Annotated in this window: 14 protein-coding genes; 6 read left to right on the forward strand and 8 right to left on the reverse strand. The window is 65.0% G+C overall.

Annotated features, from left to right (window positions below; all coding sequences use genetic code 11):
* The first annotated feature begins 27 nt into the window (after positions 1-27).
* Positions 28-1,839: an ABC transporter ATP-binding protein/permease gene (locus Q7J44_RS02885; protein ID WP_304876796.1), complete on the forward strand. Its 1,812-nt coding sequence runs from the start codon at positions 28-30 to the stop codon at positions 1,837-1,839.
* Positions 1,840-1,873: 34 nt separating this feature from the next.
* Here Q7J44_RS02885 and Q7J44_RS02890 read toward each other — a convergent pair whose 3' ends face one another.
* On the reverse strand, positions 1,874-5,383 hold the full coding sequence (locus tag Q7J44_RS02890; RefSeq protein WP_304876797.1) for an efflux RND transporter permease subunit: 3,510 nt from the start codon (positions 5,381-5,383) through the stop codon (positions 1,874-1,876).
* Positions 5,380-6,516 (reverse strand): efflux RND transporter periplasmic adaptor subunit, encoded by a 1,137-nt coding sequence (locus Q7J44_RS02895; RefSeq protein WP_304876798.1) that lies wholly within the window; start codon positions 6,514-6,516, stop codon positions 5,380-5,382. The genes Q7J44_RS02890 and Q7J44_RS02895 overlap by 4 nt, the downstream gene beginning before the upstream one ends.
* Positions 6,517-6,745: 229 nt before the next feature.
* On the opposite strand from Q7J44_RS02895, the gene Q7J44_RS02900 reads away from it, so the two are divergent.
* From Q7J44_RS02900 to ndk, 4 genes are all read left to right on the forward strand, one after another.
* Positions 6,746-7,405 carry a hypothetical protein gene (locus tag Q7J44_RS02900; protein ID WP_304876799.1) on the forward strand — a complete coding sequence of 220 codons (660 nt, stop codon included), beginning with the start codon at positions 6,746-6,748 and terminating at the stop codon, positions 7,403-7,405.
* Between the two features lie 56 nt (positions 7,406-7,461).
* Positions 7,462-8,811, forward strand: a complete 1,350-nt coding sequence (locus Q7J44_RS02905) for a PQQ-like beta-propeller repeat protein (protein WP_304876801.1) — start codon at positions 7,462-7,464, stop codon at positions 8,809-8,811.
* 53 nt (positions 8,812-8,864) lie between these two features.
* The gene (gene der / locus Q7J44_RS02910) at positions 8,865-10,325 is read left to right on the forward strand and encodes a ribosome biogenesis GTPase Der (protein WP_304876802.1); all 1,461 of its coding nucleotides are present in this window, start codon (positions 8,865-8,867) and stop codon (positions 10,323-10,325) included.
* A 117-nt stretch (positions 10,326-10,442) separates the two neighbouring features.
* Positions 10,443-10,865 (forward strand): nucleoside-diphosphate kinase, encoded by a 423-nt coding sequence (gene ndk / locus Q7J44_RS02915; RefSeq protein WP_304876804.1) that lies wholly within the window; start codon positions 10,443-10,445, stop codon positions 10,863-10,865.
* 2 nt (positions 10,866-10,867) lie between these two features.
* Here ndk and Q7J44_RS02920 read toward each other — a convergent pair whose 3' ends face one another.
* The 6 genes from Q7J44_RS02920 to Q7J44_RS02945 form a co-directional block, all read right to left on the reverse strand.
* Entirely contained in the window at positions 10,868-11,218 is a 351-nt protein-coding gene (locus tag Q7J44_RS02920) for a TfoX/Sxy family protein (protein ID WP_304876806.1), read from the reverse strand.
* 515 nt (positions 11,219-11,733) lie between these two features.
* On the reverse strand, positions 11,734-13,779 hold the full coding sequence (gene tkt, locus Q7J44_RS02925) for a transketolase (protein ID WP_304876808.1): 2,046 nt from the start codon (positions 13,777-13,779) through the stop codon (positions 11,734-11,736).
* A 180-nt stretch (positions 13,780-13,959) separates the two neighbouring features.
* Entirely contained in the window at positions 13,960-14,844 is an 885-nt protein-coding gene (locus Q7J44_RS02930) for a phosphoribulokinase (protein WP_304876810.1), read from the reverse strand.
* Positions 14,845-14,880: 36 nt separating this feature from the next.
* Positions 14,881-15,978: a class 1 fructose-bisphosphatase gene (locus Q7J44_RS02935; RefSeq protein ID WP_304876812.1), complete on the reverse strand. Its 1,098-nt coding sequence runs from the start codon at positions 15,976-15,978 to the stop codon at positions 14,881-14,883.
* A 49-nt stretch (positions 15,979-16,027) separates the two neighbouring features.
* Positions 16,028-16,714 carry a ribulose-phosphate 3-epimerase gene (rpe, locus tag Q7J44_RS02940; protein WP_304876814.1) on the reverse strand — a complete coding sequence of 229 codons (687 nt, stop codon included), beginning with the start codon at positions 16,712-16,714 and terminating at the stop codon, positions 16,028-16,030.
* A 38-nt stretch (positions 16,715-16,752) separates the two neighbouring features.
* Positions 16,753-17,460 carry an HAD-IA family hydrolase gene (locus tag Q7J44_RS02945; protein ID WP_304876816.1) on the reverse strand — a complete coding sequence of 236 codons (708 nt, stop codon included), beginning with the start codon at positions 17,458-17,460 and terminating at the stop codon, positions 16,753-16,755.
* 110 nt (positions 17,461-17,570) lie between these two features.
* On the opposite strand from Q7J44_RS02945, the gene Q7J44_RS02950 reads away from it, so the two are divergent.
* Positions 17,571-18,512: a LysR family transcriptional regulator gene (locus tag Q7J44_RS02950; RefSeq protein WP_304876818.1), complete on the forward strand. Its 942-nt coding sequence runs from the start codon at positions 17,571-17,573 to the stop codon at positions 18,510-18,512.
* Positions 18,513-18,521 lie beyond the last annotated feature (9 nt).

Raw genomic sequence — 18,521 nt, forward strand, 5'->3', positions numbered from 1 at the left:
AGATATCAGGGCCGAAAAGAGGCCCCCATGTTTGAACCGACCCCGAAAGACGCCCCGGCCAGTGGCCTGCAGACCATTGCGCGTGTGATCCCCTATCTGTGGCCCCCGGGTCAGGCCTGGGTGAAACGGCGGGTGGTGGCATCCCTGCTGCTGCTGGTGATGGCCAAGGTGGTGTCGGTCTCGACCCCGGCGATCTACAAGCAGGCGGTGGATGCGCTGGCGGGCGACGCGCCTGATGCGGCCACCCTGCTGGGGCTGGCAGCGGTGGGGCTGACGGTGGCCTACGGCATGGCGCGGCTGCTGACGGTCGCCTTCAACGAGGCGCGCGATGCGGTGTTCGTGCGGGTGGGGCAACGCGCGCTGCGCCAGCTGGCGCTGGAGACGTTCACCCATATCCACAAACTGTCGATGCGCTATCACATCACCCGGAAAACCGGGGGGCTCAGCCGGATTATCGAACGGGGTGTGAAGGGCGTCGATTTCCTGTTGCGCTTCATGCTGTTGTCCATCGGGCCGCTGATCCTTGAGCTGAGCATGGTGGCGATCATCTTTGCGGTGGTGTTCGGCTGGCAATATGCGGCGGTGGTGGTGGTGGTGATCAGCATCTACATCGGTTTTACCCTGAAGGTCACCGAGTGGCGGGTGGCGATCCGGCGCGAGATGAATGCGCAGGACACCGATGCCAACCAGAAGGCCATCGACTCTCTGCTCAACTATGAGACGGTGAAGTATTTCAACGCCGAAGGGCTGGAGGCGCAGCGCTATGACATGGCGATGCAGCGCTATGAGGTGGCGGCGGTCAAGACCGGGTTGTCGCTTGCGTTCCTGAACCTTGGGCAGGCGTTCCTGATCACCTCGGGTCTGGTGATCGTGATGGTGATGGCGGCGCGCGGGGTGCAGCAGGGCGTGCTGACGGTCGGCGATTTCGTCATGGTCAACGCCTATATGATCCAGATCACCATGCCGCTGAACTTCCTTGGCACGGTGTACCGCGAAATCCGGCAGGCGCTGGTCGATATGGGTGAGATGTTCGGCCTGCTGGGCCAGCCTGCCGAGGTGGTTGACAAGCCCGCAGCACCCGATCTGGCGGTGACCAAGGGCGAGGTCACCTTTGACGATGTGCGCTTTGACTATGACCCGACCCGCCCGATCCTGAAAGGCGTCAGCTTTACCGTGGCGCCGGGGCAACGGGTGGCGCTGGTCGGGCCGTCGGGGTCGGGCAAATCAACCATCGGGCGGCTGTTGTTCCGGTTCTATGACGTGACCGGCGGCGCGATCCGCATCGACGGGCAGGATCTGCGCGATGTGACGCAGACCAGCATCCACGGGCAGATCGGGGTGGTGCCGCAGGATACGGTGCTGTTCAACGATACGGTCTATTACAACATCGCCTATGGCCGCGCCGGGGCCACGCGGGATGAGGTGGAGGCGGCGGCAAAGGCGGCGCGCATCCACGATTTCATCGTGTCCCTGCCCGAAGGGTACGAGACCACGGTGGGTGAACGCGGGCTGAAACTGTCGGGCGGGGAAAAGCAGCGGGTGGGCATTGCGCGGACCTTGCTGAAGAACCCGCCGATCCTGATTCTGGATGAGGCGACCTCGGCGCTGGATACCCAGACCGAGCGCGACATTCAGGACAGTCTGCTGCTGATGGGGCAGGGCCGGTCGGTGATCACCATCGCGCACCGGCTGTCGACCATTGCCGATGCCGACCGGATCATCGTGCTGGAAGCGGGCGAGATCGTGGAACAGGGCACGCATGAGGTGCTGCTGACCAATGGCGGGCGCTATTCCGCGATGTGGGCCCGGCAATCGGCGGAAGAGGAAGAGGCGGCGTAAGCGCCGCTCCTCCCTCGCTTGCGCGCGGTCCTCGCTATTCCGCCGCGCTGCGGATGGGATGGGGGTCTGTCGGCGGCGCGTCTTCCCACAGGATCAGCGGGCCCTGCACCGCGCGGGCGGCGCGGGTCAGCGCCAGATCGCGCGCCTCCACGCTGCCCTTGCCATGCGCGAGGGCCGACAGTTGCGCCCAGCCCCGGTAGGCCCCGGCCCAGAACCAGACGCGCAGCGCCAGCAAGGAGGGCGTCAGCACCAGCGTCAGTACGGTGGCAATGCCAAGCCCGAACACCACGGCGGTGGCCAGCTGCGTCCACCACAGCGCCGAAGGGCTGTTGAGCGTGTAGCCGCCGCCGATGAAATCGACCGACAGGCCGAACATCATCGGGGCCAGCCCCGCCATGGTGGTGATGGTGGTCAGCAGCACCGGGCGCAGGCGCTGTTCCGCCGTGCGGGTGATCGCCTCCAGCTTTGGCATGTAGCGGCTGAACTCCTGATAGGTGTCAATCAGGATGATGTTGTTGTTCACCACAATCCCCGCAAGCGCCACGATGCCGGTGCCGGTCATGATGATGCTGAAGGTCTGGCCCATCACCATCATGCCGATCAGCACCCCGGTGGTGGACAGGATGACGGCCAGGAGCACCAGCACCGCATTGTAGACCGAGTTGAACTGCGCCAGCAGGATGATGAACATCAGACCCAGCGCGCCGGCAAAAGCCTGCATCAGAAAGGCCCCCGCCTCGGCCTGATCTTCCTGATCGCCGGTCCAGACCCAACTGACACCAGCGGGCAGCGGGTTGGTGTCCAGCCATGCCGTCAGCTGCCCGATCCGTTCGGTGGCGTTGATCGGCACGCCATCGGGCCGCGTCAGGCCGGGGGCCACATCGGCGCGGATGTCGTAGACGCGCGATTCGTTGACCCGGTCGATGCGGCCCAGTTTCGGCACCGGCTTGCGGCTGATGAAGTTTGACAGCGGCACCAGCCCGTCTGCGGTGCGGACTTTCAGCGAATCGAGGGTCGACAGCACCCGGTCGGCCTCTGGCAGGCGGACGCGGATCTCGATCTCTTCATCCGAGGTGTCGACGCGCATCGTGTCGAGCATCACGCCGCGCGTCACCAGCTGCACCATGCCGCCGACAGTGGCGACATCGGCCCCAAAGCGCCCGGCGCGGGCAACATCGACGGTGATTTCCCAGTCGATGCCGGGCAGGGGGCGGGTGTCTTCCACGCCGATGATTCCGTCCAGCGTCGCCATCTGCGCGCGCACGGTTTCGACGGCGCTGTCGAGGGCGGCAAAATCATCGCCCGACAGGCGCAGGTGCAAAGGCTTGCCCGAGGCGGGACCAGAGGCCCCGGCCAGCACCTCGATGCGGATGCCGGGCAGGGCTTGCAGGCGTTCGGTCAGTCCCGCGATGATCTGCGCGCCGCCAAGGGCGGGGTCTGCGCTGCGCTGTTCCCACGGGGCCAGTTCCAGCTGGATCTGGCCCACGCTGTCCAGGGGGGATTGCGCGCCGCCGGTATTGGCGTTCAGGCCGCCAGCCCCGGCGAAAGAAAACGTGGACTGCACCCCCGGCGTGCCGACCACCAGCGCCTCTGCCTGTTGCAGCAGCGCGTCTTTTTCGGTCAAGGACAGGTTGCCGCGCGCCTGAACGTAGACGATGGCCTGTTCGGGTTCGGTGGCTACAAAGAACTCCACCCCTTTGCCATGCTGGGCATAGAGGCTGAAGATCAGGGCGATAAAACCCGCCACAGTGGCAATTGTCACCAGCGGCATGATCGGGTTGCCGGTCAGAAAGCGGATCACCCGGCCAAACGGGCTGCGGCGGTAGCCAGACACCACAGGTGCCCGGCGCTGGGGCTTTGCGGCCTCCAGCGTGATGGACGCGGCAAAGCCGCCCAGCATCGCCAGCCCGGCACCGGGCAACAGACCGGGCACACCCATGCCGCGCGGGGCCAGCAGCAACGCCACGCCGGTGAACAGAATGGCAAGCGAGACCAGCACCAGCAAAACCCGCAGCCACAGAGGGCGCGGGCGCAGCAGGGCGGCGATGGCTTCCAGCTGCCGCGTCACCCGGCCCGCCACACCCCCCATCACCGGCACATAGACCAGCGCGACCAGCAGCGATGCCGACAGCACAAAGATCAGCGTGACCGGCAGCATCCCCATGAATTCCCCCGCCACCCCGGGCCAGAACAGCATCGGCAGAAAGGCACACAGCGTGGTGGCGGTAGAGCTGACGATGGGCCAGAACATCCGCTTGGCGGCCTCGGTATAGGCGGCCATCGGGCCGGAGCCTTCCTGAATCCGCTTGTCGGCATATTCGACCACCACGATGCCGCCATCGACCAGCATCCCCACCGCCAGAATCAACCCGAACATCACGATGTTCGAGACTGAGATGCCCAGCACGGCAAAGAAGGCGAAGGTCAGCAGAAACGTGGTGGGAATTGAAAACCCGACCAGCAGCGCCGACCTTGTGCCAAGCGCCGCCAGCACCACCACCATCACCAGCGCAATCGCGGTCAGCACAGCGCCTTCCAGCTGGCGTACCATGCCCTGCACATTGGTCGACTGGTCCAATGATGCCGCGACCGAGACCGACCGGCGCAGGTCTTCGGGCCAGAGCGCCACCTCTGCCGCCACCACCTCCTGCACCAGACGCGAGGTATCAATCAGGTTGAAGCCCTTGCGCTTGACCACCTGAATGGCGACCGTGGGCGCACCGTTATAGCGCGCGGTGCCGGTGGGGTCTTCAAAGGTCAGGTTGATCTGCGCCAGATCCCCCAGCGTGATGGTGCGGTCACCGTTCACCTTGACCGGCAGGCCGTAGACCTGCGCCGGGGTGTTGAAACTGGACGGGATCTTGACCGCGAATGCCCCGCTGGCGGTTTCCACCTCTCCGGCCGCGATCAGCTGGTTGTTGCGGGTGACAACCGTGATCAGCTCGGCGGCGGTGATGTTATACGCCTCCAGCTTCAGCGGGTCGATCAGCACCTCCAGCATCTCATCCCGGTGCCCGGCCAGTTCGGCCTTGAGCACCGGCTCCATCGCCGCGATCTTCGATTGCAGATCCTTGGCGGCGCGCAAAAGCGTACGTTCGGGCACGTCACCCGACAGGGCGATCACCAGAATGGGAAATTCGCTGAAATTGATCTCATTGATCGAATAGGTGTCGGCCCCTTGTGGAAACTTCGCTTCCGCCGTGTTCATCCGGTCGCGGACATCGGCAATGGTCTGCGATTTGTCCCAGCCGAATTCAAATTCCAGCGCCACGCCGCCATAGTTTTCAGCCGCCGTGCCGGAAATGGTCTTCAACCCGTCAAGGCCAGACAGTTCCTGCTCCATCACCTTGACCAGCAGGGTTTCCGAATCGGCGGCGGAAATGCCGGGGAAGGGGACAGAGACGAACAGCGCAGGGATGTCGATATCAGGCTCGCCCTCCTTGGGCAGGCTGACATAGGCCAGCACCCCGGCAGCAACCGACAGCAGGATGAAGGCCACCACCATCCGGGCGCGGGCGGCGGCCCAGTCGATCAGCCCGGTCATGGTGCAGCCTGCTGCAAGGTGACGGTTACGGCCGTGCCGTCGGTCACATATTCCTGACCGACCGTGATCACCGTCGCCTGATCGGGCAGGCCGGTGACCAGCATGCCCTCCACCGTATCGCGCAGCACGGTGACGTGGGCAAAGCTGGCGCGACCCTCCACCGCCAGCCGCACGCCCAAGATGCCCGCATTGTCCAGCGTCAGGCTGGACGCGGGCAGCAGATGCGCCATCACCCCATCGGCGGCGATCAGCATCTCCGCCGTCTGGCCATCGCGGATCGCAAGGTCGGTGTTGGGCACCGTCACCTCGACCCGAAAGGTGCGGGTGGCGGGATCGGCGACGCGCGACAGAAAGGTGACGCGGCCCTGCACTTCGCGCCCGGAGATCAGCCGCGCACCGGCAATGGCCCCGACGCTGATCCGGTCAACCTCGGCCTCGGGCACGAAACCGACCAGCCGGATCGGGTCCAGCTGGATCACCGTGGCGCAGTCGCCGCCGGGCTGCAACAGGCTGCCAAGCTCGGCGGTGTCGGTTTCCAGCAGCCCCTCAAACGGGGCGGTGACGGTCAGGCGGGAAATGTCGATGCGGATCGCATCGAGTGCCGATTGCGCCGATTGCACCCCGGCGCGGGCCGATTCAAGCGCGGCCTCGGTCCCGATGCGGCGGGTTTCCGTGGCAAAGCCGCCCTCGGTCAGCCGGTTGGCGGCATCGGCGTTCACCTCGGCCTCGCGCAGGCGGGATTGGGCTTCAGTCAGCCGCGCCTGCGCTTCGGCCTCCTGCTGCGGCCTTGTGCCGGGGTCCAGTTGGCACAAGGTCTGGCCGGTGCTGACAAAGGCTCCGCGCCGCAACGGGTCTGACCGCACCAGCCCGCCGGTTTCGGCCCGCACGTTGACCTGACGCGCGGCCTCGGTCCGGCCCCGGGCGATCACGGCGTTCTGCACCAGCGTGGCGGTCGATGCGATTGCCACCACCGACATCGCGGCATCGGCGGGTGTTTGCGCAGGCCCCTGATCCGCACCGGCGGGCCCCGGTTCGGCGGCGGTGGTGGTGGCCATCAGACGATCACGTTCGAACACGGCAACGTAAAGCGTTGCCGCGACAGCCAGAGCGGTCAGGGGGGGAAGGATACGCATTGTTACCTTTCAGGCCGCGCTTGCAGCGGTTAATTTAGGTGTTGCGGGGGCGTCCGGCAAGCCGCGTCCATGCCGCAGCCTGTGCCGGATGCCGGGCCGTGTCCGGGGCAGGGCTTGGCAAGCCCTTGTGCTTGCGTGTAAGACAGGGCGCAGACGTGTGGTCTGGCGCGCTTCAGGCCGGGTCATGCCCGACCGACCAGTAAAGCGCCCTTTTGAAAGCCGAAGTGACGTGAGCAATCCCGAAAGTTTCATCCAGGAAGTGACGGAAGAGGTACGCCGCGACCGGCTGTATTCCTATTTCCGCAGATATGGCTGGATTCCCGCGCTGATCGTGCTGGCCGTTGTCGGTGGCACCGCCTGGACCGAGTGGTCAAAGGCGCGTGACGCCGCACAGGCGCAGGCCTTTGGCGATTCCGTTCTGGATGCGCTGGATCTGGGCGGGGCAGAGGCGCGGCAACAGGCGCTGTCAGCGGTTCCGGCAAACGGCGCGCAAAAGGCGGTGCTGGCGCTGCTGCTGGCCTCGGACCCGACGCAGGACCGTGCCGCCAGTCTGGCGTCGCTTGAGGCGCTGGCGGCAGATACGGCGCAACCGCAAAGTTACCGCGATCTGGCCGTGTTGCGCCGGGTGATCCTGGCGGGGGCCGATCTGCCCGTGGCCGATCGCCGGGCGATGCTGGAGCCGGTTGCGGCTGCGGGGAGGCCGTTCCGGCCACTGGCGCTGGAACAGCTGGCCTATCTGCTGGTGGAAGACGGCGACACCGCCGCCGCGATCAGCGCGCTGCGGGCGCTGACCCAGGACCAGCAGGCCCCTGCGGGCTTGCGCGGGCGGGCGGGACAGATGATTGTGGCGCTTGGGGGCGACACCGCCCCGGCAGGTGACGCCGGGTGACGGTGTTTGGCAGGGCGGTGTTTGGCAGGATGGGGTCCGTGGGAGTGGAGCGAGTGGTGAAACAGAAGTGCTGGCTGGGGCTTTCGGCAATGACGGCCGTTTTGCTGCTGTCTGCGTGTGAACGCGAACTGATCCTGCCGGGCGAACGCTTTCCGGTGCGCGCCGATCTGGATGCCTCGGTCCGGTTGGAAGGCCAGCCTGCGCCGGTGGCCCCCTCTGCACTGCCCCCGAACCGCTCTGTGCCGATTTCCCTGCCTGCGGCGGCGGCGAATGCGGACTGGAGCCATCGCGGCGGCTCGGCCCGCCACGCCTCGCCGCACGGGCGGCTGTCTGCCACCCCTGCGCGGGTGTGGAGCGCCAATATCGGGGCCGGGTCCAGCCGCAAGAACCGGATTTCAACCTCTCCGGTCGTGGCCGATGGCCGGATCGTGACGATGGACAGCAATGCGCTGGTGGTGGCCACCGGCACCAACGGGGCCACGCTGTGGCAGGCCGATCTGACGGCCCCGTTTGACCGGGGCGGCGCGGTGTCGGGCGGCGGTGTGGCGCTTGGCGGCGGCATGGTCTTCGTGGCGACCGGCTATGGCGAGCTGGTGGCCTTGCAGGCCAGCAGCGGTGCCGTGGTCTGGCGGCAGCGTCTGGCCAGCCCTGTGTCCGGCGCGCCGGCCTATGATGGCGGCACGGTCTATGTGGCCACCCGCGATGGCGCGGGCTGGGCGGTGGATGCCCGCAACGGCAAGGTGCAGTGGACGGTTCCCGGCCTGCCCAACACGCTGGCGGTCTCGGGGTCTTCGGCCCCGGCTGTGACCGACCGCACCGTGATTTTCCCGTTTCCCAGTGGTGAGCTGGTGTCGGCCCTGCGTCTGAATGGCGTGCGGGTCTGGGGCGCGCCGGTGACCGGGCAACGCCCGGGGCGCGGCTATCAGGGGCTGACCGATCTGACCGGCGATCCGGTGATCGTGGGCAGCACGATTTACGCAGGCACCGCCGCAGGCCGGACCGCCGCGATCAACGCCGGGTCGGGTGACCGGATCTGGACGGCGGTAGAGGGTGCGATGAACCCGCCGCTGGTGGTCGGCGGATCGGTCTTTGTGGTGAATGACGAGGCGCGTCTGGTGCGTCTGGACGCCGCCACGGGTGAGGTGATCTGGCTGGCCGACATGCCGTATTTCGAGAATGAAAAGCCCCGCCGTCACAAGGCGATCACCGCGCATTACGGCCCGGTTCTGGCCGGGGGCCGGGTGATCGTGGTGTCGGGCGATGGCATTTTGCGCCAGTTCAGCGCGACCGATGGCACGCTGGTGGGCACGGCGCAGATTCCCGGCGGGGCGGCGGCTGCACCAGCCCTTGCGGGCGGTGCGCTGTATGTCGTCAGCACCAGCGGGCAACTTCACGCTTTCCGTTAAGGGCAAAGCCCTGTATGGGGAACGGCTTGAATGAACCCGGAACCGTATAAGACATGAGCTTTACCCTCGCCATCGTGGGCCGCCCCAATGTGGGCAAGTCAACGCTTTTCAACCGCCTTGTCGGGCGCAAGCTGGCCCTGGTCGATGACCAGCCGGGGGTGACCCGTGATTTGCGCGAGGGTGACGCCAAGCTGTTCGACCTGCGCTTCACCGTGATCGATACCGCCGGGCTGGAAGAGGTCACCGACGACTCGCTTCAGGGCCGGATGCGGCGGCTGACCGAACGCGCGGTCGATATGGCCGACATCTGCCTGTTTTTGATCGACGGCCGTGTCGGCGTGAACCCCTCGGATGAGGTGTTTGCCGAGATTCTGCGCAAAAAGGCCGCGCGCGTCATCCTTGGCGTGAACAAGGCCGAAGGCCGCGCCGGGGAAGACGGTGCGCTGGAAGCGTGGTCGCTGGGTCTGGGCGAGCCGCTCCGGATTTCCGCCGAACATGGTGAGGGGATGGACGATTTGTACCGTCTTCTCAAGCCGTTGGAAGGCGAATTTGCCGAGCGTGAGGCTGAGAATACCCCGCTGGTCGACGTTGATATCTCTGAAGACGATGCCGAGCTGGAGGTCGATGAATTCGCCCACCGGCCCACGATCAAGAAGCCACTGCAGATTGCGGTGATCGGGCGCCCGAATGCCGGAAAATCGACGCTGATCAACAAGATCATCGGCGAAGACCGTCTGCTGACCGGACCGGAAGCCGGGATCACCCGCGATGCGATTTCGGTGAAATCGGACTGGCTGGGCACCCCGATTAGGATTTTTGACACGGCGGGGATGCGCAAACGCGCCAAAGTCGTTGAAAAGCTTGAGAAACTCTCGGTCGCTGACGGGCTTCGCGCGGTGCGCTTTGCCGAGGTGGTCGTGGTGCTGCTTGATGTCGATATTCCCTTTGAATCCCAGGACTTGCGGATCGCAGATTACGCAGAGTCTGAAGGCCGCGCCGTGGTGGTTGCGGTCAACAAATGGGATCTGGAGGATGAAAAGCAGGACAAGCTGGCCGAGCTGAAGGAAATGTTCGACCGGCTGCTGCCACAGCTGCGCGGCGCGCCGCTGGTCACCGTATCGGCCAAGACCGGCCGCGGGCTGGACCGTCTGCACGACGCCATCCGCCGCGCGCATGACACCTGGAACAAGCGCATCACCACCAACCGGCTGAACACCTGGCTGGGCGCGATGACCGAGGCGCATCCGCCACCGGCCCCGGGCGGCCACCGGATCAAGCTGCGGTATATGACGCAGGTGAAGACCCGCCCGCCGGGGTTTGTCATCAAATGCTCGCGTCCCGAAGAACTGGCCGAAAGCTATAAACGCTATCTGGTCAATGGGTTGCGCGAACACTTTGATATGCCGGGCACGCCGATCCGGTTGTTCTTCCGCTCACAGGCGAATGACAACCCGTTCAAGGAACGCAAATTCCACACCCCCAGCCGTCTGCGCAAGCATATGGACAAGAAATAGCCAAACCCGGTTGACCCCAGGGTCACGGGCTTTTCATCATCCGCGCCCCATGATAGGGACGCGCCGCAGAACACGGGCGCAAGGCAGGGGCCTTGACCCAAATCAGGAGACGCCGAAATGGCCATCGAACGCACGCTTTCCATCATCAAACCCGACGCCACCCGCCGCAATCTGACCGGCAAGATCATTGCCAAGTTCGAAGAGGCCGGTCTGCGCGTCGTCGCCTCCAAGCGCATCCACCTGTCGGCAACCCAGGCCGGTGAGTTCTATGCCGAGCACAAAGAGCGCGGCTTTTACGGCGAACTGTGCGAGTTCATGGCATCCGAGCCAGTTGTGGTTCAGGTGCTGGAAGGCGAAGGCGCCATTGCCAAGAACCGTGAAGTGATGGGGGCCACCGATCCGGCACAGGCCGATGACGGCACTATCCGCAAGGATTTCGCACTGTCCAAAGGCGAAAACTCGGTCCACGGCTCCGACAGCGCTGAGTCGGCTGCCCGCGAAATCGCGTTCTACTTCTCGGGTCTTGAACTGGTTGGCTGATTTCAGCCGGGCGGGTTCGCCCGCTCGACCACACCAAAAAACGACAGGGCCGCCTCCAGATCGGAGCGGCCCTTTTCTTTTGTGCCGAGGATGCTGGATTTGATCGCATCAAAGCGTTTGCGCAGGGCGATCTTCTCCGCCCCCTTGCAATCGTTCCACGGCCGGCCCTGCAACCCCATCACCAGCACGTAATAGCCGATGAAATGCGGCGCACTGCCCGACAGCAGCAAGCGGCGATAGGCTTCGTCTGCCCCCAGCGCGCGCAGCGCATCCGCAGAGTGAATGCCCGCCCGGGCAAAGGCCCGCTCGGATGCCGGACCAAGGTTGGGGATAGAGGACACCGGATCAGTCATTGTCGCCCTCATCAGAATCAGAACGGGGCCAGCGTGACCGCTGACCCCGTCCGGTTCAAGACCGTTCTTTATATGTCCTTCAGATCGACGCCCAATCCTTGAAGACTGGCGTGCCACCCTGCTGCTGGGGCGCGGGTTTGCCGCCCTGCTGCTGTTGGCCACCCTGTTGGGGCGTTGATGTCTGCTGCGGGGTCATTTTGTGCTCCATCTGACCGTGTGCCTGCCGGTGTTTCAGCTTTGTCACGGCCTGTGGCCGCAGCAAGACAAAAACATGACAGTGCCGCGAGGCTTTATGCCGCCTGTGGATAAGCCGCAACAGGGGAAGCGATCACGCTGTCGTATGGCGGTCGATTTCCGGCAGTGGTGGCAAAAGCGCGCCGATGGTGGGGGCCTGCTCCCATTCATCTGTTCAAAAATATCCCGGGGGGAGGCGCGAAGCGACGGGGGGCTGGCCCCCCAGAAACGCAAAAGGCCCGCGCATCCGCACGGGCCTTTCACAACAGGTCGCCAGATCCTTACAGCAGCGCCTTGGCCTTGGCGACCGCCGCTTCGGCGGTGATGCCGAATTCTGCATAAAGCCGTTCTGCCGGGGCAGACGCGCCAAACCCGGTCATGCCGACAAAATCGCCCTTGTCGCGCTTGCCGCCTTCGCCGAACAACCATGTGTCCCAGCCAAAGCGGGTGCCCGCCTCGATCGCGATGCGCACCGCACCGGGTGGCAGGACCTTACGGCGATAGCTGGCATCCTGCTCGGCAAACAGCTCCCAGCAGGGCATCGAGACCACGCGGGTGCCGATGCCTTCGGCCTCGAGCAGATCGCGGGCTTTCAGCGCGATTTCGACCTCGGACCCGGTGGCCATCAGGATGACCTGACGCTTGGCGGTGGCCTCTTCCAGCACATAGGCGCCTTTGGCGACAAGGTTCTGGTTGGTGTGGGTTTTGCGCACGGCGGGCAGGTTCTGGCGTGACAGGGCCAGCACGGTGGGTGTGGTCTTAGACGACAGCGCCACTTCCCACGCCTCGGCGGTTTCCACCAGATCGGCGGGGCGGATCACATAGGTGTTGGGCGTGGCGCGGCTGATTGCCAGATGCTCGACCGGCTGGTGGGTCGGGCCGTCTTCGCCCAGGCCAATGCTGTCGTGCGTGAACACGTGGATGACGCGAATTTTCATCAGCGCGGCCATGCGGATGGCGTTGCGGCTGTAGTCGCTGAAGGTGAGGAAGGTGCCGCCGTAGGGAATGTAGCCACCGTGCAGGGCGATGCCGTTCATGATGGCGGCCATGCCGAACTCGCGCACGCCGTAGCTCAGGTGGTTGCCCCACGCATCACGGCCCGCTTTCACGCAGCCCTTGAAATTGGTGAGGTTGGAACCGGTTAAATCTGCGCTGCCGCCGAAGAACTCGGGCACCAGCGGCGCCAGCACGTCCAGCGCGTTCTGGCTGGCCTTGCGGGTGGCGAAGGCGTCGGCCCTGGCGGCGATGGTTTGCAGCAGCTCGGGCAGCTTGTCGGCGAACGCCGGCAGCAGATCACCGGCCATGCGGCGCTCGAACTCGGCCGCTTCCAGCGGGTACTGGGTGCGGTAGGCCTCGAAACGCTGGCGCCAGGCGCGCTCGGCGGCGGCACCGCGGGCCGTGGCATCCCAAGCCTCGGCCACGTTGGCAGGGACCTCAAACGGACCGGCGGTCCAACCCAGCGCGTCGCGCGTGGCCTGCACCTCGGCAGCGCCCAGCGCGGCGCCGTGCACGTCGTGCGTGCCGGCCTTGTTCGGCGAGCCCATGCCGATCACGGTCTGGCAGCAGATCAGTGTGGGCTTGCCGTCAGCGCGCACGCCCTGCTTCTTGGCTTCGATCAGCGCGGCCTCAATGGCCACCGGATCGTGGCCGTCCACGTTCGGGATCACGTGCCAGCCGTAGGCGTCGAAGCGTTTGGGCGTGTCGTCGGTGAACCAGCCTTCGACGTGGCCGTCGATGGAGATGCCGTTGTCGTCGTAGAAGGCCACCAGCTTGGACAGGCGCAGCGTGCCGGCCAGCGCGCAGGCCTCGTGGCTGATGCCTTCCATCATGCAACCGTCGCCCAGGAACGCATAGGTGAAGTGGTCCACGATGTGGTGGGTCACGTCTTCGTCTTCGCGGTTGAACTCGGCGGCGAGCAGCTTTTCGGCCAGCGCCATGCCCACCGCATTGGTGATGCCCTGGCCGAGCGGGCCGGTGGTGGTTTCCACGCCGGGGGTGATGCACACTTCAGGGTGACCGGCGGTCTTGCTGTGCAACTGGCGGAAGGCCTTCAACTCGCTCATCGGCAACTCGTAGCCGGTGAGGTGCAGCAGCGCGTAGATCAGCATCGAACCGTGGCCGTTGGAGAGCACGAAACGGTCGCGATCAGGCCAGTGCGGGTTGCCCGGGTTGTGCTTGAGGTGGCGGTTCCACAGCACCTCGGCGATGTCGGCCATGCCCATGGGCGCGCCGGGGTGGCCGCTCTTGGCCTTTTCCACCGCGTCCACGGCCAGCATGCGGATGGCGTTCGCCATCTGGCGAGCGAGTTCGGGGGAGGGAGTGTTCATGGTTTGCCTTCAGTGCTTGGGAGATGAGGGTTTCTGGCGGAGGTGTCTGCTGGCGGGCCCCCACCCCTGTCCTCCCCCAGAGGGGGAGGGCGTCCAACAGGGAAGCTCTTGTCTTTGCGCCTTCTCCCTCTGGGGGAAGGCGGGGATGGGGGCCCGCGAGAGGAAGCGCGAATCAACGAATCAAGTCAGTCCCATCGCGCGTTTCTTGCGTTCCACCATCCGCCAGATGAAGGGCGTGAAAATCAGCTGCATGGCAATTTCCATCTTGCCACCGGGCACCACAATGGTGTTGGCGCGGCTCATCCACGATCCGTTGATCATGCTGAGCAGGTACTGGAAGTCGATGCCCTTGGGCCTGGCGAAGCGGATCACCACCATGCTCTCGTCGGCGCTGGGGATGTCGCGTGCGATGAAGGGGTTGGACGTGTCCACCACCGGGATGCGCTGAAAGTTCACGTGCGTCAGGCCGAACTGCGGCACGATGAAGTTCACGTAGTCGGGCATGCGGCGCAGGATGGTGTCGACCACCGCCTCCTGGCTGTAGCCGCGCTGGGTCTTGTCGCGGATCAGCTTCTGGACCCATTCCAGGTTGATCGAGGGCACCACGCCGATCAGCAGGTCGGGGTAGCGCGCGATGTCGACCGTCTCGGTTTTGACCGCGCCGTGCAGGCCTTCGTAGAACAGCAGGTCGGTGCCGGTCGGGATCTCTTCCCAGGGCGTGAAGGTGCCGGGTTCTTGCTTGTAGGGCGCGGCTTCGTCGGCGTTGTGCAGGTACTTGCGGCACTTGCCGGTGCCGTCGGTGGCGTACTGGCGGAACAGGGCCTCGATGTTCTCGAACAGGTTGCCATTGGCACCGAAATGGCTGAAGTGGCGGTTGCCCTTGGCCTCTTCGTCGGCCATGAGCTTCTTCATGGCTTTGCGGTCGTAGCGGTGAAAACTGTCGCCCTCGATGACGGCGGCGTTCAGTTCTTCGCGGCGGAAGATGTTCTGGAAGGTGCGGGTCACCGTGGAGGTGCCGGCGCCCGATGAACCGGTGATGGCGATGATGGGGTGGCGTTCGGACATGTTGGTCTCCGGAGATGAAAAATTCGCTGCGTCTGATCAGTCGCGGAAGAGGGAGCGCTCAGCAAACAGCGGGTTCGCGTCGTCCTTGTGTGCGCCGGGTTCGCGGTGGTAGCGTTCGATGCGCTCAACTTCGTTCTTGCTGCCAAACACCAGGCCGATGCGCTGGTGCAGCGAGGTCGGCACCACACCCATCATCGGCTCGCGCCCGGTGCTGGCGCGGCCACCGGCTTGCTCCATGATCATGCCGACCGGGTTGGCTTCGTAGAGCAGGCGCAGGCGACCCGGTTTGCTGAGGTCCTTGGTGTCGCGCGGATAGAGGAACACGCCGCCACGCATCAGGATCCGGTGCGCCTCAGCCACCATGGAGGCGATCCAGCGCATGTTGAAGTCCTTGCCGCGCGCCCCCGTCTTGCCGGCCAGGCATTCGTCCACATAGCGCTTGACCGGCGCCTCCCAGAAGCGCGCATTGGAGGCGTTGATGGCGAACTCCTGCGTGTCGGGCGGGATTTTCATGTCGGGGTGGGTGAGCATGAATTCGCCCAGATTCGGGTCGAGGGTGAAACCGTTGACGCCACGGCCCACGGTGAGGATCAGCAGGGTGGTGGGACCGTAGAGCGCATAGCCGGCGGCCATCTGGGTGGCGCCGGGCTGCAGGAAGTCGGCCTCGACCACGTCGCGACCGCTGTCGATCACCTCTTGCGGGGCCCGCAACACCGAGAAGATGCTGCCCACCGAGACGTTGACGTCGATGTTGCTGGAGCCGTCCAACGGGTCGAACACCAGCAGGTAATGGCCGCGCGGGTACTGCGCCGGAATCTGGTGCGGCAAGTCCATCTCTTCGGACGCCATGCCCGCCAGGTGGCCCGACCACTCGGTGCGCTGCATGAAGACCTCGTTGCTCAGCACATCGAGCTTTTTCTGGGTTTCGCCCTGCACATTCACGCTGCCGCCTTCGTCGGGCGCGTGGTTGCCCATGGCGCCCCCGAGCTCGCCATAGGCCACGGTGCGGGCGATGGCCTTGCAGGCCAGGGTCACATCGAGAATCAGGGCGTTGAAGTCGCCGCTGGCCTGGGGAAAGCGGCGCCGCTCTTCGATGAGAAACTGCGTGAGCGTGGAACGGTTGGTCTGGAGCATGGAATGCCTCGGTGGCGATTGAAGAAAAGGGGACGCCGGTGCGTGGCGCTCAGGCTTGGCGAGCGTTCTTGCGCAGCAGCTTCATGACGGTCTGGTAACCGCCGTTGTTGTCGGGTGCGCCAAACACGGCGCTGCCGGCCACCAGCGTGTCGGCGCCGGCGCGCACGATCTCGGCGATGTTGTCCACCTTCACGCCGCCGTCCACTTCGAGCCAGATGGCCTGGCCGCCATGGGCCATGTGGGTGTCGATGCGCTGGCGGGCCTCCACCAGCTTGGCCAGCGTGCCGGGAATGAATTTTTGACCACCAAAGCCGGGGTTCACGCTCATGAGCAGCACCACGTCGAGCTTGTCCATCACGTGGTCCATCAGCGCGAGCGGCGTGGCCGGGTTGAACACCAGGCCAGCCTTGCAGCCGTGGTCGCGGATCAGCTGCAGTGTGCGGTCCACGTGGCGGCTGGCCTCGGGGTGGAAGGTGATGATGTTCGCGCCCGCCTTGGCAAACAGCGGGATCAGCGCGTCCACCGGCTCCACCATCAGGTGCACGTCGATGCCGATCGTCACGTGCGGGCGGATCGCCTCGCACACCAGCGGACCAATGGTCAGGTTGGGCACGTAGTGGTTGTCCATCACGTCGAAGTGCACCAGGTCGGCGCCCGCCGCTTCGATGGCACGCACCTCTTCGCCCAGGCGGGAAAAGTCGGCAGACAGGATGGAGGGGGCGATGCGGATGCTCATGGAGGGCCTGACGGAAGAATTGAAAAAAACCGGGAAGCTCAGCGCCCGTGCCATTCCTTGAGCCGCGCCACGTTGACGCTGCTCAGGTCGGGCACCACGCGCAGGGCACCCTTGAAATCGTGGTGGGCGGTGAAGCTGTTGGGCGTGATCACCGTGTTCAGCCCCGCCGCGCGGGCCGCGCGCAGGCCGTTGGACGAGTCTTCGAACGCCACGCAGTCGGCCGCGCGCAGCCCCAGATCGGCCAGCACCTTCATGTAGACCTGCGGATGGGGTTTCTTGATGGGCGCGTTGCTGGCGTCGCCAATCGCCAGAAAGTGCGAGCGCCAGTCAAACCCGATGGCCAAGCGCATCAGGGCCGCGATGTTGACCGGTGACGTGGTGGTGGCGATGGCCAGTTGCAGGCCTTGCGCGCGGGCTTCGTTCATCAGCGCCAGCACGCCGGGACGAAGGGTCACCGCGCCGCTGTTCACCGCGTTTTCGTAATAGGCGGTCTTGATCTCGTGCAGCCGGTTGATGGTGGCCTCCACGCTGCCGCCGGCCAACTCTTTCAGGTCGGGCTGCAGGCTGCGCCAGTGGTGCAACATGCGCTCTTTTCCGCCCGAGATGTCGAGCAACTGCGTGTACCGGAGCAAGTCCCAGTGCCAGCCCATGCCGACTTGCTCAAAAGCGTGGTTGAACGCGGCCAGGTGCACGCTTTCGGTGTCGGCCAGGGTGCCATCCACATCAAAAATCAGGGCTCGGAGCATGGGTTTCAATCGGGAAAACACACGGGACATTGGGAATTTGGTGAACTATAGGCATGCACATAAATAAGGTAAATTCAAACTTAATTGGTTTTAAGTTAAGCTTTCACTGAATGAAGAACGCCACCTTCCGCCAACTCAGGGTTTTCACCGAGGTCGCCAAACACCTCAGTTTTGCCCGCGCGGCCGAGGAACTGCACCTCTCGCCGCCGGCGGTGACCATGCAGGTGAAAGAGCTGGAAGGCCATGTGGGCCTGCCGCTGTTTGACCGCACCGGGCGCCAGGTGTCGCTGACCACGCCGGGCGAATACATGCTGGTGTACGCCCGCAAGGTGCTGGCCACGCTGAAAGACGCCGAAGATGCCGCCGCCCGGCTGCAGCGGCTGGAGGTGGGCACGCTCACGATCGGCATGGTGAGCACCGCCAAGTACTTTCTGCCCCGGCTGCTGGCCGCGTTTCAGCACGAGCACGAGGGCATTGAAATCCGGCTGGCCGTGGGCAACCGCGAACAGCTGCTGAAGATGCTGCAGGGCAACGAACTGGACATTGCCATCATGGGACGCCCACCCACCGAACTGGCCACCCGCGCCGAGCCGTTTGCCGCCCACCCGCATGTGTTTGTGGCCGCCACCGACCACCCGCTGCTCAAGGTGGGCCACCACACGGTGGACGCGCTCAAACCCTACGGCTTCATCTTGCGCGAGCGCGGTTCGGGCACGCGGGCGGCCATGGAAAAATTTCTGGAACGCACCCGCATGGAACCGCGCGTGGTGATGGAAATGACCAGCAACGAAACCATCAAGCAGGCCGTCATGGCCGGCATGGGCATCAGCTTTCTGTCGCTGCACACCATCGGCCTGGAGCTGAAACACGGGCTGATCGCCACCCTGGAGGTGGAAGGCACGCCCATCGTCCGCGCCTGGAACGTGGTGCACACCTTGTCTAAACTGCTGTCCCCTGCCGCAGAAGCGTTTCGCTATTTCATGCTGGAACGCGCCGAAGGTCACCTGGCCGAAAAATACGGCCAGTTGCTGAAACTGCCGCAGGCGCTGTAGGAACGCCAT

This window comes from Pseudotabrizicola sp. (assembly GCF_030656345.1).
In the GTDB taxonomy this organism is placed as follows: Bacteria; Pseudomonadota; Alphaproteobacteria; order Rhodobacterales; family Rhodobacteraceae; genus Pseudotabrizicola.

What these genes read in the sequence shown, in the direction of transcription:
- Q7J44_RS02935 (WP_304876812.1), bottom strand. Translation starts at nt 15,978, where the DNA reads ATGCTCCAGACCAACCGTTCCACGCTCACGCAGTTTCTCATCGAAGAG.
- Q7J44_RS02945 (WP_304876816.1), bottom strand. Translation starts at nt 17,460, where the DNA reads ATGCTCCGAGCCCTGATTTTTGATGTGGATGGCACCCTGGCCGACACC.
- Q7J44_RS02930 (WP_304876810.1), bottom strand. Translation starts at nt 14,844, where the DNA reads ATGTCCGAACGCCACCCCATCATCGCCATCACCGGTTCATCGGGCGCC.
- ndk (WP_304876804.1), top strand. Translation starts at nt 10,443, where the DNA reads ATGGCCATCGAACGCACGCTTTCCATCATCAAACCCGACGCCACCCGC.
- Q7J44_RS02890 (WP_304876797.1), bottom strand. Translation starts at nt 5,383, where the DNA reads ATGACCGGGCTGATCGACTGGGCCGCCGCCCGCGCCCGGATGGTGGTG.
- rpe (WP_304876814.1), bottom strand. Translation starts at nt 16,714, where the DNA reads ATGAGCATCCGCATCGCCCCCTCCATCCTGTCTGCCGACTTTTCCCGC.
- Q7J44_RS02920 (WP_304876806.1), bottom strand. Translation starts at nt 11,218, where the DNA reads ATGACTGATCCGGTGTCCTCTATCCCCAACCTTGGTCCGGCATCCGAG.
- Q7J44_RS02950 (WP_304876818.1), top strand. Translation starts at nt 17,571, where the DNA reads ATGAAGAACGCCACCTTCCGCCAACTCAGGGTTTTCACCGAGGTCGCC.
- Q7J44_RS02895 (WP_304876798.1), bottom strand. Translation starts at nt 6,516, where the DNA reads ATGCGTATCCTTCCCCCCCTGACCGCTCTGGCTGTCGCGGCAACGCTT.
- der (WP_304876802.1), top strand. Translation starts at nt 8,865, where the DNA reads ATGAGCTTTACCCTCGCCATCGTGGGCCGCCCCAATGTGGGCAAGTCA.
- tkt (WP_304876808.1), bottom strand. Translation starts at nt 13,779, where the DNA reads ATGAACACTCCCTCCCCCGAACTCGCTCGCCAGATGGCGAACGCCATC.
- Q7J44_RS02885 (WP_304876796.1), top strand. Translation starts at nt 28, where the DNA reads ATGTTTGAACCGACCCCGAAAGACGCCCCGGCCAGTGGCCTGCAGACC.